The organism is Streptomyces sp. NPDC046716, assembly GCF_040645755.1.
Lineage (GTDB): Bacteria > Actinomycetota > Actinomycetes > Streptomycetales > Streptomycetaceae > Streptomyces.
The window spans coordinates 43660-70075 of record NZ_JBEYYU010000043.1 but is presented as its reverse complement, the minus strand read 5'-3'; the positions used below and the strand labels follow the sequence as shown (position 1 = coordinate 70075).

Genomic DNA, 26416 nt, shown 5'->3' with positions numbered 1-26416 from the left:
CCCGGGCCGGGCGCGCGCACCGACCCACGAGCGGAGACCGATGGACAGCGCCGCCCTGACAGCGGAACAGACGGCACGCGTCGTCGACATCGCCATGGACCTGGCCCGCGCGGGCGACACCGGCGAACTCGTCGCGTTCCTCGCGCACGGCCTGCCGGCGGACGCGGCGGACCCGGCCGGCAACACCCTCGTGATGCTGGCCGCCTACCACGGCCACGCCGACACCGTCCGGGCCCTCCTGGAGCGGGGCGCGGACCCGGACCGCACCAACGCCCGCGGCCAGACCCCCCTCTCCGGCGCCCTGTTCAAGGGCGAGGACGAGGTGGTCACCGCCCTGCTGGAGGCCGGAGCGGACCTCGACACCGGCACCCCGACGGCCCGCGCCGCGGCCACCGTGTTCGGCCGCACGCAGCTTCTCGTCCGCCAGTAAAGGATCTTCGCGAAGTCCACACAACGTGGGACGGCTTGCGAGGGGACCCGACCCAGGCACGTGCGAATTTGTGCGATGTGAGAACGTCTTCGGCGTGAGTGAGACGCCGAAGAACACCCTGCAATACCGCTTTGACGGGCCGGAAGACGCCCCTGTCCTGATCTTGGGTCCCTCACTGGGTACGACCTGGCACATGTGGGACCGGCAGATCCCCGAGCTGATCAAGCACTGGCGCGTGTTCCGGTTCGACCTGCCGGGCCACGGCGGCGCCCCCGCGCGCCCGGCCGGTTCCGTCGCCGAGCTGGCCGAGCGGGTGCTGGCCACGCTCGACGAGGTGGGCGTCCAGCGGTTCGGGTACGCGGGCTGCTCCCTGGGCGGCGCGATCGGCGCGGAGCTGGCGCTGCGCCATCCCGAGCGCGTCGCGTCGCTGGGCCTGATAGCCGCCTCGCCCCGCTTCGGCACCGCCGACGAGTTCCGCCAGCGCGGCGTCATCGTGCGCAGCAACGGCCTGGACCCCATCGCCCGGACCTCGCCCGAGCGCTGGTTCACGGCCGGGTTCGCCGCCGCGCAGCCCGCCATCACCGACTGGGCCGTGCAGATGGTCCGCACCACCGACCCGGGCTGCTACATCGCCTCCTGCGAGGCCCTGGCCGCCTTCGACATCCGTACGGAACTGGGGGCGGTCGGCGTTCCCACCCTGGTCCTCGTCGGCTCGGACGACCAGGTCACCGGCCCCGCCGAGGCCCGCACGCTGGTCGCCGGCATACCGGACGCCCGGCTCGCCGTCGTCCCCGGCGCCTCCCACCTGGCCCCCGTCGAGCAGCCGGCCGCGGTGACCGACCTCCTCGTGCGGCACTTCACCACCGCGTGGCTGCCCGGCTACGAGACCGGCCAGCACGCCATCCAGGCCGCTCCGGCCAAGCCGGTCCTCGCGCCGACACCCCCGCCGGTCACACCGGTCGCCGAGATCACGGCGGCGATCCGGCAGCCCGAGGCCGCGGTCCGCCCCGATCCGCACGAGGTGGGTCTCAAGGTGCGCCGCGAGGTCCTGGGCGACGCGCACGTCGACCGGGCGCTCGCCTCCGCCGACGAGTTCTCCGGCGACTTCCAGGAGTTCATCACGCGCTACGCCTGGGGCGAGATCTGGAGCCGCCCCGGGCTCGACCGCCGGATGCGCTCGTCGGTGACGCTCACGGCCCTGGTCGCGGGCGGTCACCTCGACGAACTGGCCTTCCACACCCGCGCCGCCCTGCGCAACGGCCTCACCGCCGCCGAGATCAAGGAGATCCTGCTCCAGGCGGCGGTCTACTGCGGCGTCCCGGCCGCGAACGCGGCGTTCAAGGTGGCCCAGCAGGTCATCAGGGAAGAGACCACCCCGCAGGAGTGACCGGCAGGCGGGTACCGGGAGCAGGATGGAACCATGAAGCTCACGAAGAAGACCCACGCCTGTGTCCGTCTGGAGAAGGACGGGCGCGCCCTCGTCATCGACCCCGGCACCTTCACGGAGGAGGACGCGGCGCTCGGCGCCGAGGCGATCCTGGTGACGCACGAGCACCCGGACCACTTCAACGAGGATCGGCTGCGGGCGGCCCTGGAGGCCAACCCCGAGGCGCGGATCTGGACCCTGAAGTCGGTCGCGGAGCAGATCTCGGCGGCCTTCCCGGGCCGCGTCCACACGGTCGGCCACGGCGACACGTTCACGGCCGCCGGATTCGACGTCCAGGTCCACGGCGAACTGCACGCGGTCATCCACCCGGACATCCCGCGGATCACGAACGTCGGCTATCTGATCGACGGCGGCACGGTCTTCCACCCCGGCGACGCCCTCACCGTCCCCGACCAGCCGGTCGAGACGCTGATGCTGCCCGTGATGGCGCCCTGGAACAAGATCGCCGAGGTGATCGAGTACGTCCGTGAGGTCAAGCCCACGCGCGCGTACGACATCCACGACGCGCTGCTGACCGACCTCGCGCGCCCGATCTACGACAGCCAGATCGGCGCGCTCGGCGGTACGGAACACCTGCGCCTGACGCCGGGCGCCTCGGCGCAGGTGTGAGCCGCCGCTACTTGCCGAGGAGCGCGAGCACGTCCTCGGTCGAGCCCAGCTCGGCGATGCGCGGGAAGATCTTCCCGAAGCTGTGCGCGTGGGAATCGGCGTCCGTGTCGGTCGTCGCGTCGTCCACGACCACCAGGTGGTAGCTCAGCTCGAACGCGGAGCGGGCGGTCGACTCGACGCCGATCGACGTGGAGATGCCGCAGAGCACGATCTGCGTGACCCCGCGCCGGCGCAGCTGCAGATCCAGCTCGGTGCCGGTGAAGGCGCCCCAGTGCCGCTTGGTGATCACGATGTCGTCGCCGAGCGGCCCGAGGTCCTCGGGGAACTCGGAGAACGCGGCCGGGGGAGCCTGCGCCGGGCCCGGCGTGACGGCCCGGCTGACCGGCAGGTCCCCGCCGTCCTGCGACCAGCCGACCCGCACCCGGACGACCGGCAGGTCCTTGGCGCGGAAGGCGTCGGCGAGCCGGACGGCGTTCGTCAGGACGTCACCGGAGGGGTGCACGGTCGGCAGGCCGAGGATGCCCTGCTGGAGGTCGATGAGGACGAGGGCGGGGCGCTCGTCGAGGGAGAGAGGGGTGGGGGTGCTGTCACTCATGTTCGGCAGGCTAACTGTCTAACAGGAAAACTTGCAAGATTGCCTGTCTATATCCGGCCGCTTCCCGACCGGCGGTCGCGCGAGCCCGTTGTCGTACCCGCCCGGTAGGTTGGGGGACATGCGCATCGCTACGTGGAACGTGAACTCGATCACCGCGCGCCTCCCGCGCCTGCTGGCCTGGCTGGAGAGCAGCGGCACGGACGTGCTGTGCATCCAGGAGACCAAATGCTCGGAGGAGCAGTTCCCCGCGGACGCGCTGCGCGAGCTGGGCTACGAGTCGGCGGTGAACGCGACAGGCCGGTGGAACGGGGTGGCGCTGCTCTCCCGCGTCGGCCTCGACGACGTGGTCAAGGGCCTGCCCGGCGGCCCGGACTACGAGGGGACGGAGGAGCCCCGCGCCGTCTCCGCGACCTGCGGCCCGGTCCGCGTCTGGTCGGTGTACGTGCCGAACGGCCGGGAGATCGACCACCCGCACTACGGATACAAGCTCCAGTGGTTCGAGGCACTGAAGGCGGCCGTCGCGGGCGACGCCGCGGGCGGCCGCCCCTTCGCCGTCCTGGGCGACTACAACGTGGCACCGACCGACGAGGACGTCTGGGACCTCGCCGCCTTCGACGGCCTCACCCATGTCACCGCCCCCGAGCGCGCCGCCCTCGCCGCCCTGCGCGAGACGGGCCTCACCGACGTCGTGCCGCGCCCGCTCAAGTACGACCGCCCCTTCACGTACTGGGACTACCGCGCCCTCGGCTTCCCGAAGAACCGCGGCATGCGCATCGACCTGGTCTACGGGAACGAGCCGTTCGCGAAGGCGGTCTCGGACGCGTACGTCGACCGCGAGGAGCGCAAGGGCAAGGGCGCCTCCGACCACGCGCCGGTCGTGGTGGACCTCGACGTCTGACCTGATCCGTTCGCCCGGCCCGGGGCGTTGTCAGTGGTCGGCACTAGCGTCGCCGACCATGACGACCGACCAGACGTCCTACCTGCAGTCCACCCGGCTCGCCTACGACACCGCCGCGGGCGCCTACGCCGAGATCATCCCGCCGCTGTTCGGCCGCGATCCCTACGGGGTCGCGATGTTCGGCGCCTTCGCCGCTCTCGTCCGGGCCCGCGGCGGCGAAGGGCCGGTGGCCGACCTCGGCTGCGGACCCGGCCACGCGACGGCCCATCTGCGCGACCTCGGGCTGACCGCCTTCGGCGTCGACCTCTCGCCGAAGATGATCGCCGAGGCCCGCCGCGCCTACCCGAACCTGCGGTTCGAGGAGGGCTCGATGACGCACCTCGACCTTCCGGACGACGCGCTGAGCGGCATCGTCTCCTGGTACTCGACGGTGCACACACCGCCGGAGGTCCTGCCGGTGATCTTCGCCGAGTTCCACCGCGTGCTCGCCCCCGGCGGCCAGCTCCTGGTCGGCTACAAGATCGGCGACCTGATCCGTCATCTCGATCACGCCTACGGCCACGATCTCTCGCTCGACGTCTACTGGCGCTCGCCCGAGGAGGTCGAGGGCCACCTGGAAGCGGCCGGGCTCGCCGTCCAGGCCCGCCTGGTCCGCGAGCCGGACGACTTCGAGCGCGCGACCCAGGGCCGGCAGGGCACCCTGCTGGCCCAGAAGCCGGCCCCCGCCGCCCCGTAGCCGGGCTACGGCACCAGCATCCGCAGGTCGACCGAGTCGGCCAGGGCCTTCAGGCCCGTGTCGCCCGGATGCAGATGGTCCCCGCTGTCGTAGGCGGGCAGCATCCGGGCGGGATGCGCCGGATCCCGCACCACGGAGTCGAAGTCGGCCAGCCCGTCGAAGGGCGAGTCCGGCCCGCGCAGATACGTGTTCACGGCGACCCGCTCGGCGTCCACGGCGGCCGGGCACAGCGCCTCGCCCTCGCACGGCGTGACCGTCGCCCCGATCACCTTCAGCCCGCGCGCGTGCGCCCGCCGCACGATCTCCCGCAGCCCGGCCGTGACCTGCTCCGCCGAGGCGCCCCAGCGCAGGTCGTTGATCCCCTGGAAGACGACGACCGTACGGGCCGACGTCTGGGCCAGCACGTCCCGGTCGAGCCGGTGCAGGGCGCTCACCCCGCCGGTGTCCGTGGAGATCCCGTCACCGGAGTACCGGTCCGTGACGACCTTGTTCGCCGAGATCCCCTGGTTCAGCACCCCGTAGCGCGGCACCTTCGACTGGCCGAGGAGCCGCGCGGCCAGCACGTCGGGCCACCGGTGGTTGGCGTTCTGCGTCGACTTCACGCCATCGGTGATGGAGTCCCCGAGCAGCACCACGGACCCCGGCCCGCCGCCGACGTCGACCCCGGTGAGCAGCGGCCAGTACGCGATCGTGGACGTGTACGCCGAGCCGGCCGCCTCTCCCGCGTGGTCCCCGGGCCCGCTGACGTAACCGAGCTGGATCGCCTGGCTGTGCACCGGCGCCGCGGCCACCGGCTCCGGCAGGTGGAAGCTCACCAGCAGGTTCGCGGCCGCCGGTACGTCGAAGTCCACCGGATCACTGAAAACCTGCGCTCCGGCGGCGAGTCGGGTGCCGGACGCGCCGCCGAACCGCAGCGGCACCGGCGTGCTCCGTGCCTCCGCCCCCGCCCCCTGCACCGCGACCGACGCGCTGCCGATCCGTACGGGCGTCGACGCGAAGGTGTTCTCCAGCCGGATCCGCACCCGCGGCCCGCCCGTACTGGTGTGCACCACGAGCCGGACCGTGCGGTCGGCCCAGGGGCCCACCACGGTGTACCCGGCGGGCGACGCCGACCAGCTCCCCGTCCACCCCCGCTGCTGCGCGCGCACGGACAGCGCGAACACATGGAGCGCGACACCTCGGGTCCGCGGCAGCTCCACGGAAGCGATCACCCGCCCGGCCCGCAGCGGCACGCTGACCACGAACAGCCGCGTCTTTTCGGCCAGTTGGCCGTCGGGGGTGTTCCGGTGCGGAAGGGCGACCGACTTCGTCGCGAGCGGTCCCGTCCGCCAGTCCGGCGCGGTCAGCGTGTACGCGGACCGCGAGCCGTCCGCGTACCGCACGACGCCCGTACCGCTCGCGTCCCCGCCGGTCCCCGCGACCAGGAACGCCAGCGCGTCACCGCGCCCGGTCACCCGCACCCGCTGCCCGTCGGCGGTGACGTTGTCGAAACCTTTCCCCGCCGAGTGCGGCCAGGTCAGGCGCGCGCCGTCAACTCCCAGGCCACGGCCGGGAGTCCAGCCCGCCGCGGCGAGATCCTGCGCGGACAGCGAACCGCCCGCTCCGTCGAAGTCCGCCCGGCCGGGTGTGGCGTCGTCGCTCACCGCCCGGTTGTCGAAGAGCCGCTCCAGGGGGAGCGGCTCGGGTCTGTGCGGTGCGGCCTGCGCTGTCGTGACGGGGACCAGCCCCGCGCAGACGGCCAGCAGGACGGCTGTTCCCCAGGTGCGTCGGCGCACGGCCGGCTCCCTTTCGTCGATGTGTGTGCCGGGACTGGTGCGCCATGAAGGTAAGGAGGCGTCAGGAACGCGTCAATGAGGTGCGGCCGAAGTGGCTGTGAACTCCCCGCGAACGGCCGGTCACCTTGGCCCGCGCGCCTGTGGTGCGCCGACGGCGCCGAATGCGACGCTGGACGGTATGAAGATCCCTTTCGTGGACCAGTGGCGCAAGAGGCACGGGAACGCCCCCCTCGTCGTGTCCGGCCCGGGTGCCGAGGACGGCACCGACGCCGCAGGAGTCGCCGAACTGCTCGCCGAGTGCGAGCTGTTGCGCGCTCAGGCCGAGGACGCCGGGGTGGAACTCGACGACTCGGTGGCCTCGTTGGCGGCCCTGGACCAACTGGTGCCGCGCTGGCGGGAGGACGAGGACGTACTGCACTGGCTCGGCAATGACGCGGGCCTCTATCTGGGCACGATCATGGTCCACCACGTCGCCGGCGCGGCCTGGGTGATCTGGCCCAACGGGCAGCCCGTGGTGCGCCTGGCGTCCGGCCGCGAGATCGACGTGGTCGAGGCGGGACACGCCTGGGCCGAGAGCGGCGCCCCCGAGCTGTCGCAGTTCTACGCGGAGGCCGCCGAGTCCTGACCGTACCGCTGAGCAGCAAATACGGTTAATGCCCATACGAGCGTGTCGTCCATTAAGTCCCATATTGGCGTGGGTAGTTTGCGCGGACCGACACAGCGATGAGTGGGCAGGGACTGCCATGGGCGTCGATCCGTTGATCGAGCTGCGTGACGTGAACAAGTACTACGGGAAGCTGCATGTCCTCCAGGACATCGAGCTCACCGTCGGCAAGGGGGAGGTGGTCGTGGTCATCGGCCCTTCGGGGTCGGGCAAGTCGACGCTCTGCCGGACGATCAACCGGCTCGAGACCATCGAGTCGGGCACCATCAGACTCGACGGCAAGCCACTGCCCGCGGAGGGCAAGGCGCTCGCCCAGCTCAGGGCCGAAGTGGGCATGGTCTTCCAGTCGTTCAACCTCTTCGCGCACAAGACGGTCCTCCAGAACGTCTCACTGGCCCAGGTCAAGGTCAGAAAGCGCAAGAAGGACGAGGCCGACAAGCGCTCCCGCGAACTCCTCGACCGGGTCGGCCTCGCCGCCCACGCCGACAAGTTCCCCGCGCAGCTCTCCGGCGGCCAGCAGCAGCGCGTGGCCATCGCCCGCGCCCTCGCCATGGACCCCAAGGCCCTGCTCTTCGACGAGCCGACCTCGGCCCTCGACCCCGAGATGATCAACGAGGTCCTGGAGGTCATGCAGCAGCTCGCCCGTGACGGCATGACGATGGTCGTGGTCACCCACGAGATGGGCTTCGCGCGCACCGCCGCCGACCGCGTCGTCTTCATGGCCGACGGGAAGATCGTCGAGGACCGCGCCCCCGAGGAGTTCTTCACCCACCCGGAGAGCGAGCGCGCCCGCGACTTCCTCTCCAAGATCCTCAAGCACTGACGGGGGAGTGCAGCACCACATGTTTCCCAAGTCGCTGCGGCTGCTCGCCGCGCTCCTGGTGGCGGCCTCGGCCGCCACCGCCTGCGGCAAGGACGGCAGCCCGCCCACCAAGGGCCCGTCGGCCGACGAACTCCCCGAATACGGAATCGCCCAGGGGTTCTCGCTGCCCGACTCGAAGACGTGGAAGAAGGCGAAGAGCCGCGGCTACTTCGTCGTCGGCGCCAAGGAGGACCAGCCCTACCTCGGCGAGAAGAACCCGGCCAACGGCGTCTACTCCGGCTTCGACATCGAGATCGCCAAGATGATGTCGGCCTCGCTCGGGCTCGACCCGGCGCGGATCCGCTTCAAGACGATCGCCTCCGCCAACCGCGAGACCGCCCTGCAGAACGGGCAGATCGACTACTACGTCGGCACCTACACCATCAACGACAACCGCAAGAAGCTCGTCGGCTTCGCCGGGCCCTACTACATGGCCGGCCAGTCGCTGCTCGTGCGCACCGACGAGGACGACATCAAGGGCCCGCAGGACCTCGCCGGCAAGCGGGTCTGCTCGGCGGCCGGTTCGACCCCGTACCAGCGCATCCAGGCCGACTACCCGAAGGCCGACCTCGTCGCCTACGACACGTACTCCATCTGTGTCGACAACCTGCTGACCTATCAGGTCGACGCGGTCACCACCGACGACGCGATCCTGCTCGGCTTCGCCGCCAAGGCGCCCGACGAGATGAAGATCGCCGGAAAGCCGTTCTCCGAGGAGCCCTACGGCATCGGACTGCCCAAGAGCGACACCGCGCTCCGCTTCGCCATGGACGACGCCCTGGCGGCCCGCCAGAAGAACGGCGACTGGAAGAAGGCGTTCGAGGCCACCCTCGGCCTGTCCGGCGAGGCCGCGCCGAAGCCCCCGCCCATCGACCGCTACCCGGCGAACTGAGGAGGCGTCCCATGAATGTCCTGACCGACAACTTCTCGACGTACTGGAAGGGCTTCCTCGGCACCGTCGAGCTGACCGTCTACGCCTCGGTCCTCGCGCTGGTGCTCGGCTTCCTCATGGCGTCGTTCCGGGTCGCGCCCGTCGGCTCCTTCCGCGCCTTCGGCACCGCCTGGGTCACCGTCCTGCGCAACACCCCGCTGACCCTGCTGTTCTTCGCGGTGCTGCTCGGCCTGCCGCGCTTCGGCCTGGTCCTGCCCTTCCAGCTGTTCGCCGTGCTCGCGCTGGGCTGCTACACCTCCGCGTTCATCTGCGAGGCGCTGCGCTCCGGCATCAACACCGTGCCCCGGGGGCAGGGCGAGGCGGCCCGCAGCCTCGGCATGAGCTTCGGCCAGACGCTGACCACCGTGATCCTGCCGCAGGCCTTCCGGTCGGTGATCCCGCCGGTCGGCTCCACCCTGATCGCGCTCGCCAAGAACTCGGCCATCGCCGGCGCGTTCAGCGTCGTCGAGCTGCTCGGCACGTACAAGACGCTCAGCGAACTCGGCTACAACATCATCTGGACGTTCGTCTGGATCGCGCTCGGCTACCTCATCATCACCCTCGCCATCAGCGCGCTCTTCAACGTCCTGGAAAAGCGCTGGGGAGTCGCCCGATGAAAGCACTCGACCACTCCGCCACCGCCCTCTACGACATCCCCGGGCCGAAGACCGAGCGCCGCCACAAGCTGTACGGGCTCATCTCCACCCTCATCGTGCTCGGACTCGTCGCCTGGCTGCTGTACCTGCTCTTCGACACCGACCAGTTCACGGCCACCAAGTGGACCCCCTTCGAGTACAAGGGCATCCAGGAGCTGCTGCTGCGCGGCCTCGGGAACACGCTGAAGGCGTTCGCCGTCTCGGCCGTGCTCTCCCTCGCGCTCGGCACCGTGCTCGCCGTCGGACGGCTGTCCGACCACAAGCCGGTGCGCTGGCTGGCCACGCTGTTCGTCGAGTTCTTCCGCGCCATGCCGGTCCTCGTGATGATCTTCTTCATCTACGTGGCCCTCAAGGTCGAGCCGCTGCCCGCCCTGGTCGCCGGCCTGACCCTCTACAACGGCTCCGTCCTCGCCGAGGTCTTCCGCTCCGGCATCAACTCCGTGGAGCGCGGCCAGCACGAGGCCGCGTACGCCCTCGGCATGCGCAAGACACAGGTCATGGCCCACGTGCTCGTACCGCAGGCCGTACGGGCCATGCTGCCCGCCATCATCAGCCAGCTGGTGGTGGCCCTGAAGGACACCTCGCTCGGCTATCTGATCACCTACGAGGAGTTCCTCCACGCCGGGAAGCTGATCGCGTCGAACCTCGACTACGATTTGCCCTTCATCCCTGTGGTGATGGTGATCTCTCCGATCTACATCGGGATGTGCATGTTGCTGTCATGGTTCGCCCAGTGGGTGGCCAGGCGGCAGCGGCGCAGTCCCAAGACCGAGGCCGCCGATGTCGCGCCGGCCGAACCAGGGACGCTGCTGCCGGGAGCGCAGTAGCCAGAGCATCGGCGGTTTCCGCCCAGCGGCAGTCGGAGATCACTCCCCGCACGTACGGGGAGAAGGTCAGCTTGCTGCCGGACGGAAGCGGGCCTGCTTGCCGAGGCCGAGCGGGCCCCTGTCGCATTCGTACGCGACAGGGGCACCGCTCCCCTTGGTACTTCGGGCCTCGGGCCCCTGTTCGCCGACTATTTCCCCGCGCGGTGGGTGCTGCGCGGCGGCGTCGTCGCCGATGCGGGCAGCGGAGTCTGCGCCGTCTTCGTGACATCCGCCACCAGCTCGACGACGTCCGGGCCGTAGGCCCCCGAGTTCACGACCTTCAGCAGCAGCACCAAGGAGCCGCCGCCGTGCTTGCGCGCCAGCCGCTCGTGGTGCCGGGCCAGATAGCGGGTCGCGGCCTGATGGGTGATGGGCAGTTGCCCGCAGACGAGGAAGACCGGTCTGGCCTGACCGGCGTCCCCCGCCTCTCCGGCGGTGAGGCGGGCCAGGATCACGTACTCCGCTCTCCCGGGCTCCAGCCGGTACCGCTCGGAGCCGATCTGGAAGGCGCCGCGGTCCGGGCCCGGCTCGGGGTCGGTGTTCACCCGGATCCCCGGCAGCAGGCTCACCATGTGCGCCGCCATCCGCCGGTTCGAGCCGGGTCCGCCGACACAGAACTCCGTGCGCTCGCCGAAGCCCTGCTGGGCCGTGTCGTGGGCGACGATCTGGGCGTGGGCGCCGCAGTCCTTGATGACGGCGGAGAGTTCGAGGAGGGCGAAGACGTCGTGCCGCTTCACCGTCAGTTCGGGCCCGCCCGCCTCGCGGTTCACCACCAGCAGGGACTCGGAGTTGGCGGGCAGTCCGAAGAAGGCCTGCTTGCGGCGGAGCCTGCGCCGCCACAGTTGGGTACGGGCGACCCAGCCCAGCGCGACACAGATGCCCGCCGCGATCAGGCCGAGGACGATGGTGCGCACGTCGTCAGTCATGGGGGCGCACTCTAGCCAACCGACGCACCGGTGTTCGAGGGGGTCCTGACGGGTAGCGGAAGTCAAGTTACGCTGCGCGAACCGCTGTTGACCGGAGGTACTGATGAGGCGTTCAGCTGGGCGGAATCTGTCGTTGTGCGCGGTTGCGGCGAGCATGGTGGCCGTCGGGGCGGCGGCACCTCCGTCTTCCGGAGCCACGCACGCCACGCCGCAGAAGGAGCCGGTGGCCGTCGGCTACGGCGGCGCCGTCGCGAGCGTCGACGCGGACGCCTCGGCCGCGGGCATCGAGGTCCTGCGCCACGGGGGCAACGCGGTGGACGCCGCCGTCGCCACCGCCGCCGCCCTCGGCGTCACGGAGCCCTATTCGTCGGGTGTGGGCGGTGGCGGCTACTTCGTCTACTACGACGCCAAGTCCCGCTCGGTCCGCACGATCGACGGCCGGGAGACCGCGCCGCTGACCGCGGGCTCCGACCTCTTCCTGGAGAACGGCAAACCGCTCGCCTTCGCCGACGCCGTGACCAGCGGGCTGAGCGTGGGCACGCCCGGCACCCCGGCCACCTGGCAGTCGGCGCTCGACGCCTGGGGCAGCAAGCGGCTCGGCGCGGTCCTGAAGCCCGCCGAGAAGCTGGCCCGCGACGGCTTCACCGTCGACGACACCTTCCGTACGCAGACCGCGTCCAACGAGGCTCGGTTCCGCCAATTCCCCGACACGGCGGAGCTGTTCCTGCCGGGTGGGCAGCTCCCGGTCGTCGGCTCCACCCTCAAGAACCCCGACCTGGCCCGCACCTACGCGCAGTTGGGCCGCGAGGGCATGGGTGCCGTCTACCGCGGCGGCATCGGCGAAGACATCGTCAAGACCGTCAACAAGCCTCCGGTGGAACCGGGTTCGGACTATGTGGCCCGACCCGGCAAGCTGTCCACGAAGGACCTCAAGGCGTACCGTGCGAAGTTCCAGGCCCCGTCCAAGACCTCGTACCGGGGGCTCGGCGTCTACTCGATCGCGCCGTCGTCGTCCGGCGGCACCACCGTCGGCGAAGCCCTCAACATGCTGGAGAGGACGGATCTTTCGAAGGCGTCCGCCGTCCAGTACCTGCACCACTACATCGAGGCCAGCCGGATCGCGTTCGCCGACCGCGGCCGCTGGGTCGGTGACCCGGCCTTCGAGGACGTCCCCACCCGCCAACTCCTGTCGCAGAAGTACGCCGACTCGCGGGCCTGCCTCATCAAGGACGACGCGGTGCTCACCAGCCCGGTGACGCCCGGCGACCCCCGGCACCCCGGGAAGTGCGGCAAGGCCGGTGACAAGGCGGCGCCGACGACGTACGAGGGCGAGAACACCACGCACCTCACCACCGCCGACAAGTGGGGCAACGTCGTCTCCTACACCCTCACCATCGAGCAGACCGGCGGCAGCGGCATCACCGTGCCGGGCCGCGGCTTCCTGCTCAACAACGAGCTGACCGACTTCTCCTTCGCGCCGGCCAGTCCCGACGTGCACGACCCGAACCTGCCGGGCCCCGGCAAGCGGCCGCGCTCGTCGATCTCCCCGACGATCGTGCTCGACCGGCACAACCAGCCGGTCGTCGCCGTCGGTTCACCCGGTGGCGCCACCATCATCACCACCGTGCTCCAGACGCTCACCGGGTTCCTCGACCGCGGGCTGCCGCTCGTCGACGCCATCGCGGCGCCGCGCGCCAGCCAGCGCAACGCCGCGCAGACCGAGCTCGAACCCGGCCTGTACGACAGTGATCTGCGGGCGAAGCTGGAGGCCATCGGGCACTCCTTCAAGCAGAACCCGGAGATCGGGGCCGCCACCGGAGTGCAGCGGCTGCCGGGCGGCAAGTGGCTCGCGGCCGCCGAGAAGATCCGGCGTGGCGGGGGCTCGGCGATGGTGGTCACCCCCGGCAAGTGACCCGTCCCTAGAACGCGGAGGGCATCGGCCCACGGGATGCATCCCGTGGGCCGATGCCCACGCCAGCCCGGCTTCGTACGCTCACCTGTGTGAACGCATCCTCCCTGTTCCGTACCGCCGTCGCCTGGGGCGGTCTCGTCCTCTACCCGGTGGCCCTCGGCCTCACCCTGTTCGGCTCGTCGGACGTCGCGCCCGCGGTGTGCGCCCTCGGCGTGGCCCTGTCGGCGGTGCTCCTGGCGGGGGTGGTGCGCCGGATGCCGCTGCCGGGACTGTCGCTGATCCTCCTCGGGACGCTGGTCGCCGCGTTCGCACAGCCGAGCGGCGGGCACTCGGACGGCGCGCGGGGAGTGACCCTGCTGGCGTTCGGGGCGGCCGACGTGGCGTTGGGCCATCTGATCGTCACCCGGCCGGGGTGGCAGTGGGGCACCGGAGTCGCTCTCTCCTTCGTCGCCCAGGCCGCCGGGATCGCCGCTCTGGTGCGGCCCGAGAACATGGTCGGCGGCGGGGTCGTCGCCCTGCTCGCCCTCCTCGTGGCCGGCATGGTCGGGCTGCTCGGCCGCGAGCGCCGGACGCACGCCGAGGCGCTGCGCACGCGGGCCGTGGTCGAAGCCGTGAACGCCGAACGGCTGCGCATAGCGCGGGAGTTGCACGACATGGTCTCCCACAGCATCGGCGTCATCGCGATCCAGTCGGGCGTCGCGGCCCGGGTCGTCGAGACCCGCCCCCGCGAGGCACGGGAGGCCCTGTCGGCGATCGAGGACACCAGCCGGGAGACCCTCGCGGGCCTGCGCCGCACCCTCGTCGCGCTGCGCGGGACCGACCCGGCCGGCGAGGCGCCGCTCGCCCCGGCCGCCGGTCTCGGCGACCTCGACGCGCTCGCCGGGGCCACGGGCCGGGACGCCGGGGTCCGCGTCGACCTCGTCCGCACCGGACCCGAGGGGGCGCTGCCGCCCGACATCGAGCTCGCGGCCTACCGCATCGTCCAGGAATCCCTCACCAACGTCGTCAAGCACGCGGGCGTCGACACCTGCCGGGTCGCCGTCCGCCGCGGCGACGACGCACTCGTCCTGGAGATCACCGACGCGGGCACCGGCGGCTCGGCTACCGTCCCCGGCATGGGGATCACGGGAATGCGCGAGCGGGTGAGTCTGCTGCACGGCGAGTTCGACGCCGGGCCGGGGCCGGAGGGCGGGTTCCGGGTGACGGCGCGCATACCGCTGCCGGAGGCGGGCCGATGACCGTCCGCGTCCTCCTCGTCGACGACCAGCCGCTGGTCCGATCCGGGCTGCGCGTCCTGATCGGCGAGACCGACGACCTGGAGGTGGCCGGCGAGGCGGGCGACGGCGCGCGGGCCGTCGAACTGGCCGCGTCGCTGCGGCCCGACGTGGTCGTCATGGACCTGCGGATGCCCGGCATGGACGGCATCGAGGCGACCCGGCGGATCATGGCGGGCGACAGCGGCAGCAGGGTGCTCGTCCTGACCACCTTCGACGAGGACGACTACGTGTACGGGGCTTTGCGGGCCGGCGCAGGGGGCTTCGCCCTCAAGGACATGCAGCTGGAGGACATTCTCGCGGCGGTGCGTGTCGTGGCCGCCGGGGACGCGCTCATCGCCCCCGGGGTGACCCGGCGGCTCATCGCGGACTTCGTGGGGCGGCCGGGGCCCGTCGCCGCACGCTCGGCGCGCCCGGTCCAGGGGATCACGCAGCGCGAGCGCGAGGTGCTCACCCTGGTCGGGCTCGGCCGGTCGAACCAGGAGATCGCCGACGAGCTCGTCATCAGCGTGGCCACGACCAAGTCGCACGTGGCCCGCCTGTTCACCAAGCTGGACGCCCGCGACCGCGTACAACTGGTCATCATCGCCTATGAGTTGGGCCTGGTGGCGCCGTCCGGGTGAGGGTGTGCGAACGGTCGGGGCTGTTCGCCGCGGTCCGGATCGCCCCCGTGGGCGCGGCGGAGGCTCCCGGCCGGTCGCCGTACACCCGTGGGGCGTACGGCAACCGGTGTGTCGGGCCAGGGGTGCGCCGTCGGGGCTCCCGGCACGGGGACGCTCCAGAGCGGCAACCCCACCCACAGGAGGTCCCCCGTGCCCCCGAAGACGGCCGTGCGCACCGGCGCCGCCCTCGCCCTGACCGCCCTCGCGGCAGTCGCCTGCGCCGCTCAGGAACCGGAGAACGTGCCCCGGGTCACGGGCGCCCTCGGCACCCGGCCCACCATCACCGTCCCGGACCAGCCCGCGCCCGAGGGGGCCCGGACGACGGTGCTGCGCGACGGTACGGGGCCCGAGGTGAAGAAGGGGCAGGTCGCCGTCACCGACGTGGAGATGCGGAGCTGGGAGGGCGGGAAGGGGCTCGTGTCGTCCTGGGGCCTGACCCAGCCGCGTACGGTCCGCTTCGACGGCGGCCGTGCCGCGCGCTCCTGGGAGCAGGCCCTCGTCGGCCGCAGGGGAGGCAGCCGCGTGCTCGTGGTGACGCCCGCCGCGAGCGCCCTCGGCCCACAGGAGCGGGCGGAGGGCGGCGAGGGGGTCGCGGCGGCCGGCCACACGATCGCCGTGTTCGATCTGATCGGCGGCTACGACCTCGACCAGCGGGTGCCCGTCACCGACGGCGGCACGCCGGGCGCCGGGGCGGCGGGCGAGGGGCTGCCGGTCGTCGACCTCCCCGACGGCGCCCCGCCCCGGGTCGTCGACTGGGGCGCGGGCAGACCCCGCAGGCTGCACGTCCGCACCGTCTCCGAGGGCAGGGGGCCGGTGGTCCAGGACGGCGATGTCGCCGTCGTGAACTACTTCGGCTGGCAGTGGGGCAAGGCGCGGCCGTTCCGCTGCACGTACGGGGTGAGCGGTCCCAGCGGCATGGTCGTCGGCCGGCGGGCGGCGCTGCCCGGGATGTACGAGGCGCTGAAGGGCGTCCGTGTGGGCAGCCGCCTCCAGATCGCCGTGCCGGCCGACTACTCGCCCGGCTTCACCGCGACCCCGGGCGGCCTCGCCCAGCCCGCGCACGCGGCCGTCCTCTACACGGTGGACGTCCTCGACCGGCAGGACCGCTGAGCCGCCTAAAGCGCTGTCAGGATGCGCGGCCCCGCATCGGTGATCGCCACGGTGTGCTCGGCGTGGGCGGCGCGCGAGCCGTCGTTCGTGCGCAGGGTCCAGCCGTCCGGCGCCTCGTGGTAGTCGTCCTCGCCGCCGCCGATCAGCATCGGCTCGATCGCGAGGACCATGCCGTGGCGCAGCCGCATGCCGCGGCCCGGCCGTCCCTCGTTCGGCACGCCCGGGTCCTCGTGCATCCGGCGGCCGATGCCGTGCCCGCCGAAGTCCTGCGGGACGCCGTACCCGGCGGTGCGGCAGAGCCGGCCGACGGCGTGCGCGATGTCTCCGATGCGGTTGCCCACGACGGCCGCCGCGATGCCCGCGGCCAGGGCCCGCTCGGCGGTCTCGATCAGCGTCACGTCCTCCGGGCGCGCCCGGCCCACGGTGAAGCTGATGGCGGAGTCGCCCGCCCAGCCGTCGAGCAGGGCGCCGCAGTCGATCGAGACCAGGTCGCCGTCGCGCAGCCGGTCGGCGGTCGGGATGCCGTGCACGATCGCGTCGTTCACGGACGCGCAGATCACCGCCGGGAACGGGGTGCTCGCGAACGAGGGCCGGTAGTGCAGGAAGGGCGAGCCCGCCCCGGCTCTGTCCAGCACCTCGCGCGCCACCCCGTCCAGCTCCAGCAGGCTTACGCCCACGGCGGCGTGGTCCCGCACGGCCGTCAGGGCCTGGGCCACGACGCGGCCCGCCTCACGCATCGCGTCCATCTGAGTGTCTGTCTTCAGTTCCACCATGCCAATAACTATACCGGTATTTCTATCCGGTACAAAAATCCGGTACAGAAATCCGGTATAGGAATCGGATCTCGGGTAGACTCCCGCCATGGTCCGAACTCCCCTGACCCCCGAAGAGCGCGAGCGCGGCGAGCGGCTCGGCCGGCTGCTGCGCGAGGCGCGGCGCGAGCGCAGCATGACGGAGGTCGCCGCGGGTGCGGGCGTCTCCGTCGAGACCCTGCGCAAGATCGAGACCGGGCGCGCCCCGACCCCGGCGTTCTTCACCATCGCCGCCGTCGCCCGCGAGCTGGGCCTGTCGATGGACGAGCTGGTGGTGCGCTGCGCGCTGGTGCTCGCCTGAAAAGTCCGCGTAGCGGCCCCGTAACACGCCGGGTGTTTCCTTCCGGAGCGACAGGCTCCAGGGGGCGCGACGATCGGCGGGGCGCACGTGACGGAAACGACGGACGCGGGGCAACTGGCTTTGCCCTGCAGGGAGTTCGCGGCCTACCTGCGCGCACTCGTGACCCGGATCGACCAGGGGGCCGGCTGGCTCGGCGTCTTCTGGCAGCGTGACCCCGAGGGGCTGCGCGCCTGCCTCGGCGGGGTCGAGGTGCCGCCCTGGGACGTGGTCGAGGCGCTGCTCCAGGACGTCGCCGCGCAGTACGGCCCCGACCGCGCCGAGCGCGAGACGGCCGACGCCCGCGCCCTGCACCGGGCGGCCGTCCGCGCCCATGACGCGGCCCCGGGCGGCCGGGACGCGCTGCTCGCCCACCTCGACGCCATGGCCCGCGAGCAGCGCCACGCCACCGAGCGCCGCCGCGATCTGGGTCACCTCCTCGACTCCGCCGCCACCCACGAGCAGGCCGAGTCGGCGCGCAGGGACCTCGCCTGGGCGCGGGACGACCATGACCGGGCGACGGCGCGCATCGCCGAACTCCGCCACAGGATCGCGGAGTTGGGGAGCGTCCAGGCGGTGTCGGGGCCGCACCCGGCTCCGCCCCGGCCGACCGCACCCGACGACGAGGCCGCGCCCGACGCCGGGCCCGAGGGCGATGCCGAGCCCACCGCACCCTCCCGTTCCGGGAAGCCCGCCAAGCCCGCCAAGCCGGCCAAGTCCAAGAAGCGCCGCCCACGCGGCAGCGCCCGCTTCGCCGGCCTCGACGTGGAGGCGGAGGAGCGACCTGCCCCGGAAGCGCCGCCCCTCGCGGCCCCCGCGACCGCCACCGGCGCCCGCTTCGCCGGGGCGCAGGACGACGCGGCGCCCGCCCCGCGGGCCCTCGACGACGCGGCCCACGAAGACGTCGCGGCCGTCGCCGCCACCGTCGACACCCTGCTCGGGCTGCGGGCCGCCGCGCGCAGCGGTGAGGCGCACATCCTCCTCGTGGAGGCGGCGCACTGGCCCGCGGCCCGCCTCCCGCTGTTCGCCGCGGAGCTGCACCGGGCCGGGCTCGACGCCGACTGGGCCACGCTGCTGTGGGAGGCCGCCTCGCTGCCTCCGGCCCGGCTGGTCGACGCCGCGGACGCGCTCGCCGCGGCGGGGCGCGGTGCCGACGGGCGCCAGGTGCTGCGGCAGGGCGTGGGGCGCCCGCCCGAGGCGATCGGGACGGCCGTCGCCGATCTCGACGCCGACGGCCGGCACCGCGAGGCCCGCATCCTCCTCGACGCCTATGTGCGGACCCGCACCCCCGAGGAGGCCGCCCGCAGCGCGCTGTGCGACCCGGGGCGCCTCGTCCCGCTGGTGCTCGACGCGGCCCGCGCCGTCACCGGCGACCGCCACCGCGACGTGCTGCACGCGCTGCGCCTGGCGGGGCACCCCGCCTGAGCCGGACGCCACCCCCCACGCGATCGCGGACCGCTGACCCGCCCGGCTGAGAAACGAGATCGATCCAGCGGGTTAACGACGATGGTCTTGGCAAGCCTTCCGGGTGGGCTTACGTTCGTCCCTCTACGGCCCGGTCTACGGGCGTAGAGGATCAGGCAAAGGAGCGGCTCATGGCCCCCGTCGTACGCGCCGCACTCGTCCAGGCCACCTGGACGGGCGACACCGAATCCATGATCGCCAAGCATGAGGAGCACGCCCGCGAGGCGGCCCGGCAGGGCGCGAAGATCATCGGCTTCCAGGAAGTCTTCAACGCCCCCTACTTCTGCCAGGTCCAGGAGGCGGAGCACTACCGCTGGGCCGAGCCCGTCCCCGACGGCCCGACCGTGGCCCGGATGTGCGCCCTCGCCCGCGAGACCTGCATGGTCGTCGTGGTCCCCGTCTTCGAGGTCGAGCAGTCCGGCTTCTACTTCAACACCGCCGCCGTGATCGACGCCGACGGCAGCTACCTCGGCAAGTACCGCAAGCACCACATCCCGCAGGTCAAGGGGTTCTGGGAGAAGTACTACTTCAAGCCGGGCAACCTGGGCTGGCCGGTCTTCGACACCGCCGTCGGCCGGGTCGGCGTCTACATCTGCTACGACCGTCACTTCCCGGAGGGCTGGCGGCAGTTGGGCCTGAACGGCGCCCAGCTGGTCTACAACCCCTCGGCCACCTCCCGCGGACTCTCCGCCTACCTGTGGCAGCTCGAACAGCCCGCCGCGGCCGTCGCCAACGAGTACTTCGTCGCCGCCATCAACCGCGTCGGCGTCGAGGAGTACGGCGACAACGACTTCTACGGCACCTCCTACTTCGTCGACCCGCGCGGACGGCTCGTCGGCGACGCCGCGAGCGACAAGACCGAGGAACTTCTCGTCCGGGATCTGGACCTCGGCCTCATCGACGAGGTACGGCAGCAGTGGGCGTTCTACCGCGACCGCCGCCCGGACGCCTACGACGGTCTCGTCCAGCCGTGAGCCGAGCACCCCGACGAACCGCGCACCCGACCGAGCCGTGATCGACGAAGGGACGCCGCACCCGTGAACACCTCCGCCCTGCACGCCCGCCACCGCGCCGTCCTGCCGGACTGGCTGGCCCTCTACTACGCCGAGCCGATCGAGCTGACGCACGGCGAGGGCCGCCACGTCTGGGACGCCGAGGGCCGCAAGTACCTCGACTTCTTCGGCGGCATCCTCACCACGATGACCGCGCACGCGCTGCCCGAGGTGACGAAGGCGGTCGCCGAGCAGGCGTCCCGCATCATCCACTCCTCGACCCTCTACCTCGACCGGCCGATGGTCGAACTCGCCGAGCGCGTGGCCCAGTTGTCCGGCATCCCGGACGCCCGCGTCTTCTTCACCACGTCGGGCACGGAGGCCAACGACACGGCGCTGATGCTCGCCACCGCGTACCGCCGCTCGAACCAGATCCTGGCGATGCGCAACAGCTACCACGGCCGCTCCTTCTCGGCGATCGGCATCACCGGCAACAAGGGCTGGTCGCCGACGAGCCTGTCCCCGCTGCAGACCCTCTACGTCCACGGAGGCGTCCGCGGCCGCGGCCCGTACGCGGCGCTGTCCGACGCCGAGTTCACCGACGCCTGCGTCGCCGACCTGCGCGACATGCTCGGCCAGACCCGCGGCGACGTGGCGGCGCTGATCGCCGAGCCGATCCAGGGCGTCGGCGGGTTCACCTCCCCGCCCGACGGCCTGTACGCCCGCTTCCGCGAGGTCCTGCGGGAGCATGGCATCCTGTGGATCTCCGACGAGGTGCAGACCGGCTGGGGCCGCACCGGCGACCACTTCTGGGGGTGGCAGGCGCACGGCCAGGCCGGCCCGCCCGACCTCCTCACCTTCGCCAAGGGCATCGGCAACGGCATGTCGATCGGCGGGGTCGTCGCCCGCGCCGACGTCATGAACTGCCTCGACGCCAACTCCATCTCCACCTTCGGCGGCTCCCCGGTCACCATGGCGGCCGGCCTCGCCAACCTCTCGTACCTCCTGGAACACGACCTCCAGGGCAACGCCCGCCGCGTCGGCGGCCTCCTCATCGAACGGCTCCGAGCCATCGCGGCACAGGTCCCCGCCGTACGGGACGTGCGCGGCCGGGGCCTGATGATCGGCGTCGAGCTCGACGACCCGACCCGCGCGGTCGCCGCGTCGGTCCTGGAGTCCTGCCGCGAGGCCGGCCTCCTCATCGGCAAGGGCGGCGGCCACGACACCAGCGTCCTGCGCATCGCGCCGCCGCTGTCCTTGACGGTGGCGGAGGCGGAAGAGGGCGCCGCCATCTTGGAACGGGCGTTGCGAGAAGCCCCCTAGGGGCGCGGGGAACTGCGCGACCAGCCACGACGAACCCGCACCCGGCCGACAAGAGAAGCCCCACGGCGAGGAGGCCCGATGCCGACCACCGCACCCGGCACCGAACACGCCCTGTCCGTACGCCAGATACTCGCCCTGGAACGCATCGCAGCCGGCGAACCGGAGGTGGTCGCGGCGGCGAACCACCTCGACCGCCCCGTCCGCTGGGTCCACGTGGCGGAGGCCGCGGACGTCGGCGTCATGCTCACCGGCGGCGAGATGATCCTCACCACCGGCGTGCTCCTCACCGGCGACGCCCACACGCAGACCGAGTACATCAAGTCCCTGCACCGCGCGGAGGCCTCGGCCCTGGTCCTCGGGCTCGGCCGGGCCTTCCCCGCCCCGCCGGAGGACATGCGGCGCGCCGCCGAGCGCTACGGCCTGCCCATGGTCGTCCTGCACCGCCCGTTCCCCTTCGCCGAACTCACGGAGGAGGTCCAGTCCCGGCTGGTGCGGCGCAAGTTCGCCGCCGTCAGCCTCTCCGAGGGCATCCGCACCGCCCTCACCGGCCTGATCACGGCGGGCGCCCCGCTCCAGGCCCTGCTCGACGAGGTCGCCGCGCACAGCGCCTGCCCGGTGCTCGTCACCAACCTCGCCCACCGCGTGCTGGCCACCGCCGGTGAGCGCCCCGCCGTCGACGACGTGCTGCGCGACTGGGAGCGGATCGCCCGCCGGCCGGGCGAAGTCGACGGCGAGGGCTGGCTCCGCGCCGACCTCGGCGGGCGCGGCGAACGCTGGGGCTCGGTCGTCCTGTGCGGCTACCGGGGCGACGGCGCCACCGGCCGCCTCCTCGCCGACCGCGCCGCCGAGGCCCTGGTCCTGCACCGCATGCTCTCCGGCGCGGGCTCCGCGACCTGGGAGGAGCAGTCCGCGCGGTGCCTGCTGGCCGACCTGATCTCGGGCACCGCCCCGGCCCGCCACTTCCTGCCCCGCGCACGGGCGGCGGGCCTCCCCGTGAACCGCCGCACCTTCGTCCCCCTCGTCGTCCGCGACCGTACGGCGCCCCAACTCGACCGCGTGGTGCGGCTCCTGGGCCTGCCCGCGCTGGTGGCCGAGCTCGCCGACGGCGCCACCGCCGTGCTGCTCAGCCTCGCCCGCGACCAGGCCGCGGCGCCCCTCACCGCGCACTTCGCGGCCCGGCTGCACGCCGAGACCGGCGAGCCCGCCGTGATCTGCGCCGGGCCCGACCGCACCACCTGGGACGAGGTGCCGGCGGCGCTCCAGGAGGCCCTGCACGTCGCCGACGCCGTCGCCGGGGCGGCACCGTCGTCCGGACTGCCCGCCGTCGTCCGCCTCGGCGACGTACGGCTGCGCGGCCTGATGCGGCTGCTCCGCGACGACCCGCGCGTCCAGTCGTTCGCCGAACGCGAGCTGGACGGTCTGCTGTACGCGGACGACGGCGACGCCCTGCTGCCGGTCCTGCGCACCTATCTCGCCACCGGCCGCAACAAGTCCCGTACCGCCCAGCTCCACCACATGAGCCGCCCCGCCCTCTACCGCCGGCTCGAAGCCATCGAGACGCTGCTCGGCATCGATCTCGACGACTTCGAACAGGCCGCGTCCGTGCACATCGCGCTCCTCGCGCACGACGCGCAGCAGGCGTGACACGGTGGAACGACACGCGGCGGCGGACGTGACACGGTGCAACTCGGCGGCGGCGCCCGCGATTCCTATCGTCGTGGGCACACCGAGCACCCCGCCACGCTGGAGGCCCTGATGAGCCCCGTGATCCGCGCCGCGATCTTCCAGACCGCATGGACCGGCGACAAGGAATCCATGATCAAGGTGCACGAGCAGGCCGTTCGTGACGCCGCCGCGCAGGGCGCCCAGGTCCTGTGCTTCCAGGAACTGTTCTACGGCCCGTACTTCTGCCAGGTGCAGGACCCCGAGTTCTATGCGTACGCCGAGGCCATCCCCGAGGGCCCGATCGTGCGCCGCTTCCAGGAGCTGGCCCGCGAGCACGGCATCGTCCTCGTCCTGCCCATGTACGAGGAGGAGCAGCCGGGCGTCCTCTACAACACCGCCGCGGTCATCGACGCCGACGGCAGCTACCTCGGCAAGTACCGCAAGACGCACATCCCGCAGGTGAAGGGCTTCTGGGAGAAGTTCTACTTCCGCCCGGGCAACAGCGGCTGGCCCGTCTTCGACACCGCCGTCGGCAAGATCGGCGTCTACATCTGCTACGACCGGCACTTCCCCGAGGGCTGGCGCGCGCTCGGCCTCGAAGGCGCCCAGATCGTCTTCAACCCGTCGGCCACCTCGCGCGGCCTCTCCCGCTACCTGTGGCAGCTGGAGCAGCCGGCGGCGGCCGTCGCCAACGAGTACTTCGTCGGCGCCATCAACCGCGTCGGCGTCGAGGAGTACGGGGACAACGACTTCTACGGCACGTCCTACTTCGTCGACCCCGAGGGCCAGTTCGTCGGCGAGGTCGCCGACGACAAGGCGCCCGAACTCGTCGTCCGCGACCTCGACATCGCCAAGCTGCGCGAGGTCCGCGACCGCTGGCAGTTCTACCGGGACCGTGCCCCGCAGGCGTACGAGCCCCTGACCCGCCCGTAAGACCGCCGCACTTCTGGAGGAGAACATGAGCGCCGTCCGTACCGTCATCCGCGGTGGTCTCGTCGTCACCGCCGCCGACGAGATGCACGCCGACGTCCTCGTCGAGGACGGCCGCGTCGCGGCCCTCGCGGCCAGCGGCAGCGACACCGCCGCGTCCTGGACGGACGCGCGCACGATCGACGCGAGCCAGAAGTACGTCATCCCGGGCGGCGTCGACGCGCACACCCACATGGAGATGCCGTTCGGCGGCACGTTCGCCGCGGACACCTTCGAGACGGGGACGCGGGCCGCCGCCTGGGGCGGCACCACCACCATCGTCGACTTCGCGATCCAGTCCAAGGGCCGCAGCCTGCGCGAGGGCCTGGACGCCTGGTACGCCAAGGCCGACGGGCAGTGCGCCGTCGACTACGGCTTCCACATGATCGTCTCCGACGTGAACGACGACACGCTCAAGGAGATGGACCTGCTGGTGGGGGAGGGGGTCACCTCCTTCAAGCAGTTCATGGCCTACCCGGGCGTCTTCTACAGCGACGACGGCCAGATCCTGCGCGCCATGCAGCGCGCGGGCGAGAACGGCGGGCTGATCATGATGCACGCCGAGAACGGCATCGCGATCGACGTCCTCGTCGAACAGGCCCTCGCCCGCGGCGAGACCGACCCGCGCTTCCACGGCGAGGTGCGCAAGGCCCTCCTGGAGGCCGAGGCGACCCACCGCGCGATCAAGCTGGCGCAGGTCGCCGGGGCGCCGCTGTACGTCGTCCACGTATCGGCGCAGGAAGCCCTCGCCGAGTTGCAGCGCGCCCGCGACGAGGGCCTGAACGTCTTCGGCGAGACCTGCCCGCAGTACTTGTTCCTGTCCACCGAAAATCTCGCCGAGCCCGACTTCGAGGGCGCCAAGTACGTGTGCAGCACACCGCTGCGCCCCAAGGACCACCAGGCGGCGCTCTGGCGCGGCCTGCGCACCAACGACCTCCAGGTGGTCTCCACCGACCACTGCCCGTTCTGCTTCACCGGCCAGAAGGAGCTGGGCCGCGGCGACTTCTCGAAGATCCCGAACGGCATGCCGGGCGTCGAGAACCGCATGGACCTCCTCCACCAGGCCGTCGTCGACGGCCACCTCTCGCGCCGCCGCTGGATCGAGATCGCCTGCGCGACCCCGGCCCGGATGTTCGGCCTGTACCCGAAGAAGGGCACGATCGCGCCCGGCGCCGACGCGGACATCGTCATCTACGACCCGCACGCCGAGCAGACCGTCAGCGCCGAGACCCACCACATGAACGTCGACTACTCCGCGTACGAGGGCAAGCGTCTGACCGGCCGCGTGGAGACGGTCCTGTCGCGCGGCGAACTCGTCATCACCGAGCGGGAGTTCACGGGCCGCGCCGGGCACGGCACGTACACCCCGCGCTCCACCTGTCAGTACCTGAACTGAACCTGAACTGAGCAAGCGAGGGATCACATCATGGACTTCGGACTCGTTCTGCAGACCGACCCGCCGGCCTCCGGGGTCGTGGAGCTGATGAAGCGGGCGGAGGGCGCCGGGTTCACGTACGGGTGGACGTTCGACTCGTGCGTGCTCTGGCAGGAGCCGTTCGTCATCTACAGCCGGATCCTCGCCGAGACGGAGCGGCTGATCGTCGGCCCGATGGTGACCAACCCCGGCACCCGCACCTGGGAGGTCACCGCCTCCACGTTCGCGACGCTCAACGACATGTACGGCAACCGCACCGTGTGCGGCATCGGGCGCGGCGACTCCGCGATGCGCGTCGCGGGCCGCACCCCCAACACCCTCGCGCGGATCAGCGGCGCGATGAAGGTCATCCGGGCGCTCGGCCGGGGCGACGAGGCCGACCTCGGCGGCGGCGCCGTGGTGCGGTTCCCGTGGGTGCGCCCCGGCGCCGAACTGCCGGTGTGGATGGCCGCGTACGGGCCGAAGGCGCTGAAGATGACCGGCGAGGAGGCCGACGGGTTCATCCTGCAACTCGCCGACCCGTTCCTCACCCAGTGGATGGTCAAGGCGGTGCGGGACGCGGCGGCCGCCGCGGGCCGCGACCCGTCGGACGTGAAGATCTGCGTGGCGGCGCCCGCCTACGTCACCGACGACGACTCGCCCGAGGCCCTCGCGCATGCCCGCGAGCAGTGCCGCTGGTTCGGCGGCATGGTCGGCAACCACGTCGCCGACCTGGTCTCCAAGTACGGCGCGCACTCCGGGATGGTGCCGGACGAGCTGACGGAGTACATCAAGGCCCGCGAGGGCTACGACTACGCGCACCACGGCCGCTCCGGCAACCCCGACACCCAGTTCGTGCCGGACGAGATCGTCGACCGGTTCTGTCTGATCGGCCCGGCGTCCGCGCACATCGAGAAGCTGCGCGCGCTGCGCGAGCTCGGCGTCGACCAGTTCGCGCTGTACGCGATGCACGACGCGAAGGAGCAGTCCATCGACGCGTACGGGCAGGACATCATCCCCGCGCTGACCGCATGACGGCGCCCGTTCCCTTACCCCCACGCGCGATGTGTCTCTGCGTCGCAACGCC

26 protein-coding genes are annotated in these 26416 nt (G+C 72.0%); 22 read left to right on the top strand and 4 right to left on the bottom strand.

All coding sequences use genetic code 11. The features are described 5' to 3' along the window. Nucleotides 1-40 precede the first annotated feature (40 nt). From ABZ930_RS28305 to ABZ930_RS28295, 3 genes are all read left to right on the top strand, one after another. Nucleotides 41-430 (top strand): ankyrin repeat domain-containing protein, encoded by a 390-nt coding sequence (locus ABZ930_RS28305; RefSeq protein WP_361553524.1) that lies wholly within the window; start codon nucleotides 41-43, stop codon nucleotides 428-430. Nucleotides 431-524: 94 nt separating this feature from the next. Further along, nucleotides 525-1817, top strand: a complete 1293-nt coding sequence (gene pcaC, locus ABZ930_RS28300; RefSeq protein ID WP_361553521.1) for a 4-carboxymuconolactone decarboxylase — start codon at nucleotides 525-527, stop codon at nucleotides 1815-1817. 33 nt (nucleotides 1818-1850) lie between these two features. Continuing rightward, a complete protein-coding gene (locus tag ABZ930_RS28295) occupies nucleotides 1851-2486 on the top strand; it encodes an MBL fold metallo-hydrolase (RefSeq protein ID WP_361553518.1) in 636 nt (211 codons plus the stop codon). A gap of 7 nt (nucleotides 2487-2493) precedes the next feature. On the opposite strand, the gene ABZ930_RS28290 is transcribed toward ABZ930_RS28295, so the two are convergent. Beyond that, on the bottom strand, nucleotides 2494-3081 hold the full coding sequence (locus ABZ930_RS28290; protein WP_361553515.1) for a hydrolase: 588 nt from the start codon (nucleotides 3079-3081) through the stop codon (nucleotides 2494-2496). A gap of 118 nt (nucleotides 3082-3199) precedes the next feature. Here ABZ930_RS28290 and ABZ930_RS28285 point away from each other — a divergent pair, with 118 nt between their 5' ends. Together ABZ930_RS28285 and ABZ930_RS28280 are read left to right on the top strand one after the other, a co-directional pair. Next, on the top strand, nucleotides 3200-3979 hold the full coding sequence (locus tag ABZ930_RS28285; protein WP_361553512.1) for an exodeoxyribonuclease III: 780 nt from the start codon (nucleotides 3200-3202) through the stop codon (nucleotides 3977-3979). Between the two features lie 58 nt (nucleotides 3980-4037). Then, on the top strand, nucleotides 4038-4715 hold the full coding sequence (locus ABZ930_RS28280) for a class I SAM-dependent methyltransferase (RefSeq protein WP_361553510.1): 678 nt from the start codon (nucleotides 4038-4040) through the stop codon (nucleotides 4713-4715). A 5-nt stretch (nucleotides 4716-4720) separates the two neighbouring features. Here ABZ930_RS28280 and ABZ930_RS28275 read toward each other — a convergent pair whose 3' ends face one another. Then, nucleotides 4721-6490 (bottom strand): SGNH/GDSL hydrolase family protein, encoded by a 1770-nt coding sequence (locus tag ABZ930_RS28275; RefSeq protein ID WP_361553507.1) that lies wholly within the window; start codon nucleotides 6488-6490, stop codon nucleotides 4721-4723. A gap of 178 nt (nucleotides 6491-6668) precedes the next feature. On the opposite strand from ABZ930_RS28275, the gene ABZ930_RS28270 reads away from it, so the two are divergent. The 5 genes from ABZ930_RS28270 (at nucleotide 6669) to ABZ930_RS28250 (ending at nucleotide 10430) form a co-directional block, all read left to right on the top strand. After that, nucleotides 6669-7115 carry a DUF6278 family protein gene (locus ABZ930_RS28270; RefSeq protein ID WP_361553504.1) on the top strand — a complete coding sequence of 149 codons (447 nt, stop codon included), beginning with the start codon at nucleotides 6669-6671 and terminating at the stop codon, nucleotides 7113-7115. Nucleotides 7116-7233: 118 nt separating this feature from the next. Then, nucleotides 7234-7977, top strand: coding sequence for an amino acid ABC transporter ATP-binding protein (locus tag ABZ930_RS28265; RefSeq protein WP_361553501.1), 744 nt, complete (start codon nucleotides 7234-7236; stop codon nucleotides 7975-7977). A 19-nt stretch (nucleotides 7978-7996) separates the two neighbouring features. Further along, nucleotides 7997-8908 (top strand): glutamate ABC transporter substrate-binding protein, encoded by a 912-nt coding sequence (locus ABZ930_RS28260; RefSeq protein ID WP_361553498.1) that lies wholly within the window; start codon nucleotides 7997-7999, stop codon nucleotides 8906-8908. Nucleotides 8909-8919: 11 nt separating this feature from the next. Then, complete coding sequence (locus ABZ930_RS28255; RefSeq protein WP_361553496.1) at nucleotides 8920-9564, top strand: amino acid ABC transporter permease; 645 nt, start codon at nucleotides 8920-8922, stop codon at nucleotides 9562-9564. Then, a complete protein-coding gene (locus tag ABZ930_RS28250) occupies nucleotides 9561-10430 on the top strand; it encodes an amino acid ABC transporter permease (RefSeq protein WP_361553493.1) in 870 nt (289 codons plus the stop codon). The genes ABZ930_RS28255 and ABZ930_RS28250 overlap by 4 nt, the downstream gene beginning before the upstream one ends. 188 nt (nucleotides 10431-10618) lie before the next feature. Here the strand turns inward: ABZ930_RS28250 and ABZ930_RS28245 are convergent, their stop codons facing one another. Then, nucleotides 10619-11395 (bottom strand): hypothetical protein, encoded by a 777-nt coding sequence (locus ABZ930_RS28245; RefSeq protein WP_361553490.1) that lies wholly within the window; start codon nucleotides 11393-11395, stop codon nucleotides 10619-10621. 103 nt (nucleotides 11396-11498) lie between these two features. Between ABZ930_RS28245 and ggt the strand changes: the two genes are divergently transcribed. The 4 genes from ggt to ABZ930_RS28225 all read left to right on the top strand — a co-directional run bounded on the left by ggt (nucleotide 11499) and on the right by ABZ930_RS28225 (nucleotide 16353). Beyond that, nucleotides 11499-13307, top strand: a complete 1809-nt coding sequence (gene ggt / locus ABZ930_RS28240) for a gamma-glutamyltransferase (RefSeq protein ID WP_361553487.1) — start codon at nucleotides 11499-11501, stop codon at nucleotides 13305-13307. An 89-nt stretch (nucleotides 13308-13396) separates the two neighbouring features. Further along, entirely contained in the window at nucleotides 13397-14545 is a 1149-nt protein-coding gene (locus ABZ930_RS28235; protein ID WP_361553484.1) for a sensor histidine kinase, read from the top strand. Continuing rightward, nucleotides 14542-15204, top strand: coding sequence for a response regulator transcription factor (locus ABZ930_RS28230; protein WP_361553482.1), 663 nt, complete (start codon nucleotides 14542-14544; stop codon nucleotides 15202-15204). The genes ABZ930_RS28235 and ABZ930_RS28230 overlap by 4 nt, the downstream gene beginning before the upstream one ends. A 189-nt stretch (nucleotides 15205-15393) precedes the next feature. After that, nucleotides 15394-16353, top strand: a complete 960-nt coding sequence (locus ABZ930_RS28225; protein ID WP_361553479.1) for an FKBP-type peptidyl-prolyl cis-trans isomerase — start codon at nucleotides 15394-15396, stop codon at nucleotides 16351-16353. Between the two features lie 5 nt (nucleotides 16354-16358). On the opposite strand, the gene map is transcribed toward ABZ930_RS28225, so the two are convergent. Further along, a complete protein-coding gene (gene map, locus ABZ930_RS28220) occupies nucleotides 16359-17126 on the bottom strand; it encodes a type I methionyl aminopeptidase (RefSeq protein ID WP_361553476.1) in 768 nt (255 codons plus the stop codon). Nucleotides 17127-17214: 88 nt separating this feature from the next. Here map and ABZ930_RS28215 point away from each other — a divergent pair, with 88 nt between their 5' ends. From ABZ930_RS28215 to ABZ930_RS28180, 8 genes are all read left to right on the top strand, one after another. Beyond that, nucleotides 17215-17466 carry a helix-turn-helix transcriptional regulator gene (locus ABZ930_RS28215; RefSeq protein WP_353945633.1) on the top strand — a complete coding sequence of 84 codons (252 nt, stop codon included), beginning with the start codon at nucleotides 17215-17217 and terminating at the stop codon, nucleotides 17464-17466. Nucleotides 17467-17553: 87 nt separating this feature from the next. Next, nucleotides 17554-18927 carry a hypothetical protein gene (locus ABZ930_RS28210; protein ID WP_361553473.1) on the top strand — a complete coding sequence of 458 codons (1374 nt, stop codon included), beginning with the start codon at nucleotides 17554-17556 and terminating at the stop codon, nucleotides 18925-18927. A 170-nt stretch (nucleotides 18928-19097) separates the two neighbouring features. After that, a complete protein-coding gene (locus ABZ930_RS28205; RefSeq protein ID WP_361553470.1) occupies nucleotides 19098-19940 on the top strand; it encodes a nitrilase-related carbon-nitrogen hydrolase in 843 nt (280 codons plus the stop codon). A 63-nt stretch (nucleotides 19941-20003) separates the two neighbouring features. After that, nucleotides 20004-21281, top strand: coding sequence for an aspartate aminotransferase family protein (locus tag ABZ930_RS28200; RefSeq protein WP_361553467.1), 1278 nt, complete (start codon nucleotides 20004-20006; stop codon nucleotides 21279-21281). A 78-nt stretch (nucleotides 21282-21359) separates the two neighbouring features. After that, nucleotides 21360-22925: a PucR family transcriptional regulator ligand-binding domain-containing protein gene (locus ABZ930_RS28195; protein ID WP_361553464.1), complete on the top strand. Its 1566-nt coding sequence runs from the start codon at nucleotides 21360-21362 to the stop codon at nucleotides 22923-22925. Nucleotides 22926-23036: 111 nt separating this feature from the next. After that, nucleotides 23037-23879: a nitrilase-related carbon-nitrogen hydrolase gene (locus tag ABZ930_RS28190; protein ID WP_361553461.1), complete on the top strand. Its 843-nt coding sequence runs from the start codon at nucleotides 23037-23039 to the stop codon at nucleotides 23877-23879. 25 nt (nucleotides 23880-23904) lie between these two features. Then, complete coding sequence (gene hydA, locus ABZ930_RS28185; protein WP_361553458.1) at nucleotides 23905-25311, top strand: dihydropyrimidinase; 1407 nt, start codon at nucleotides 23905-23907, stop codon at nucleotides 25309-25311. Nucleotides 25312-25341: 30 nt separating this feature from the next. After that, a complete protein-coding gene (locus tag ABZ930_RS28180; protein WP_361553455.1) occupies nucleotides 25342-26364 on the top strand; it encodes a TIGR03842 family LLM class F420-dependent oxidoreductase in 1023 nt (340 codons plus the stop codon). Nucleotides 26365-26416: the final 52 nt, after the last annotated feature.

Excerpts from the sequence above, each read along its gene's own strand:
- ABZ930_RS28285 (WP_361553512.1), top strand. The coding sequence starts at position 3,200 with ATGCGCATCGCTACGTGGAACGTGAACTCGATCACCGCGCGCCTCCCG.
- ABZ930_RS28270 (WP_361553504.1), top strand. The coding sequence starts at position 6,669 with ATGAAGATCCCTTTCGTGGACCAGTGGCGCAAGAGGCACGGGAACGCC.
- ABZ930_RS28295 (WP_361553518.1), top strand. The coding sequence starts at position 1,851 with ATGAAGCTCACGAAGAAGACCCACGCCTGTGTCCGTCTGGAGAAGGAC.
- ABZ930_RS28250 (WP_361553493.1), top strand. The coding sequence starts at position 9,561 with ATGAAAGCACTCGACCACTCCGCCACCGCCCTCTACGACATCCCCGGG.
- ggt (WP_361553487.1), top strand. The coding sequence starts at position 11,499 with ATGAGGCGTTCAGCTGGGCGGAATCTGTCGTTGTGCGCGGTTGCGGCG.
- ABZ930_RS28265 (WP_361553501.1), top strand. The coding sequence starts at position 7,234 with ATGGGCGTCGATCCGTTGATCGAGCTGCGTGACGTGAACAAGTACTAC.
- ABZ930_RS28215 (WP_353945633.1), top strand. The coding sequence starts at position 17,215 with ATGGTCCGAACTCCCCTGACCCCCGAAGAGCGCGAGCGCGGCGAGCGG.
- ABZ930_RS28205 (WP_361553470.1), top strand. The coding sequence starts at position 19,098 with ATGGCCCCCGTCGTACGCGCCGCACTCGTCCAGGCCACCTGGACGGGC.
- map (WP_361553476.1), bottom strand. The coding sequence starts at position 17,126 with ATGGTGGAACTGAAGACAGACACTCAGATGGACGCGATGCGTGAGGCG.
- ABZ930_RS28230 (WP_361553482.1), top strand. The coding sequence starts at position 14,542 with ATGACCGTCCGCGTCCTCCTCGTCGACGACCAGCCGCTGGTCCGATCC.
- ABZ930_RS28195 (WP_361553464.1), top strand. The coding sequence starts at position 21,360 with ATGCCGACCACCGCACCCGGCACCGAACACGCCCTGTCCGTACGCCAG.
- ABZ930_RS28180 (WP_361553455.1), top strand. The coding sequence starts at position 25,342 with ATGGACTTCGGACTCGTTCTGCAGACCGACCCGCCGGCCTCCGGGGTC.
- ABZ930_RS28260 (WP_361553498.1), top strand. The coding sequence starts at position 7,997 with ATGTTTCCCAAGTCGCTGCGGCTGCTCGCCGCGCTCCTGGTGGCGGCC.
- ABZ930_RS28280 (WP_361553510.1), top strand. The coding sequence starts at position 4,038 with ATGACGACCGACCAGACGTCCTACCTGCAGTCCACCCGGCTCGCCTAC.
- ABZ930_RS28245 (WP_361553490.1), bottom strand. The coding sequence starts at position 11,395 with ATGACTGACGACGTGCGCACCATCGTCCTCGGCCTGATCGCGGCGGGC.
- ABZ930_RS28255 (WP_361553496.1), top strand. The coding sequence starts at position 8,920 with ATGAATGTCCTGACCGACAACTTCTCGACGTACTGGAAGGGCTTCCTC.
- ABZ930_RS28190 (WP_361553461.1), top strand. The coding sequence starts at position 23,037 with ATGAGCCCCGTGATCCGCGCCGCGATCTTCCAGACCGCATGGACCGGC.
- hydA (WP_361553458.1), top strand. The coding sequence starts at position 23,905 with ATGAGCGCCGTCCGTACCGTCATCCGCGGTGGTCTCGTCGTCACCGCC.
- ABZ930_RS28305 (WP_361553524.1), top strand. The coding sequence starts at position 41 with ATGGACAGCGCCGCCCTGACAGCGGAACAGACGGCACGCGTCGTCGAC.
- ABZ930_RS28290 (WP_361553515.1), bottom strand. The coding sequence starts at position 3,081 with ATGAGTGACAGCACCCCCACCCCTCTCTCCCTCGACGAGCGCCCCGCC.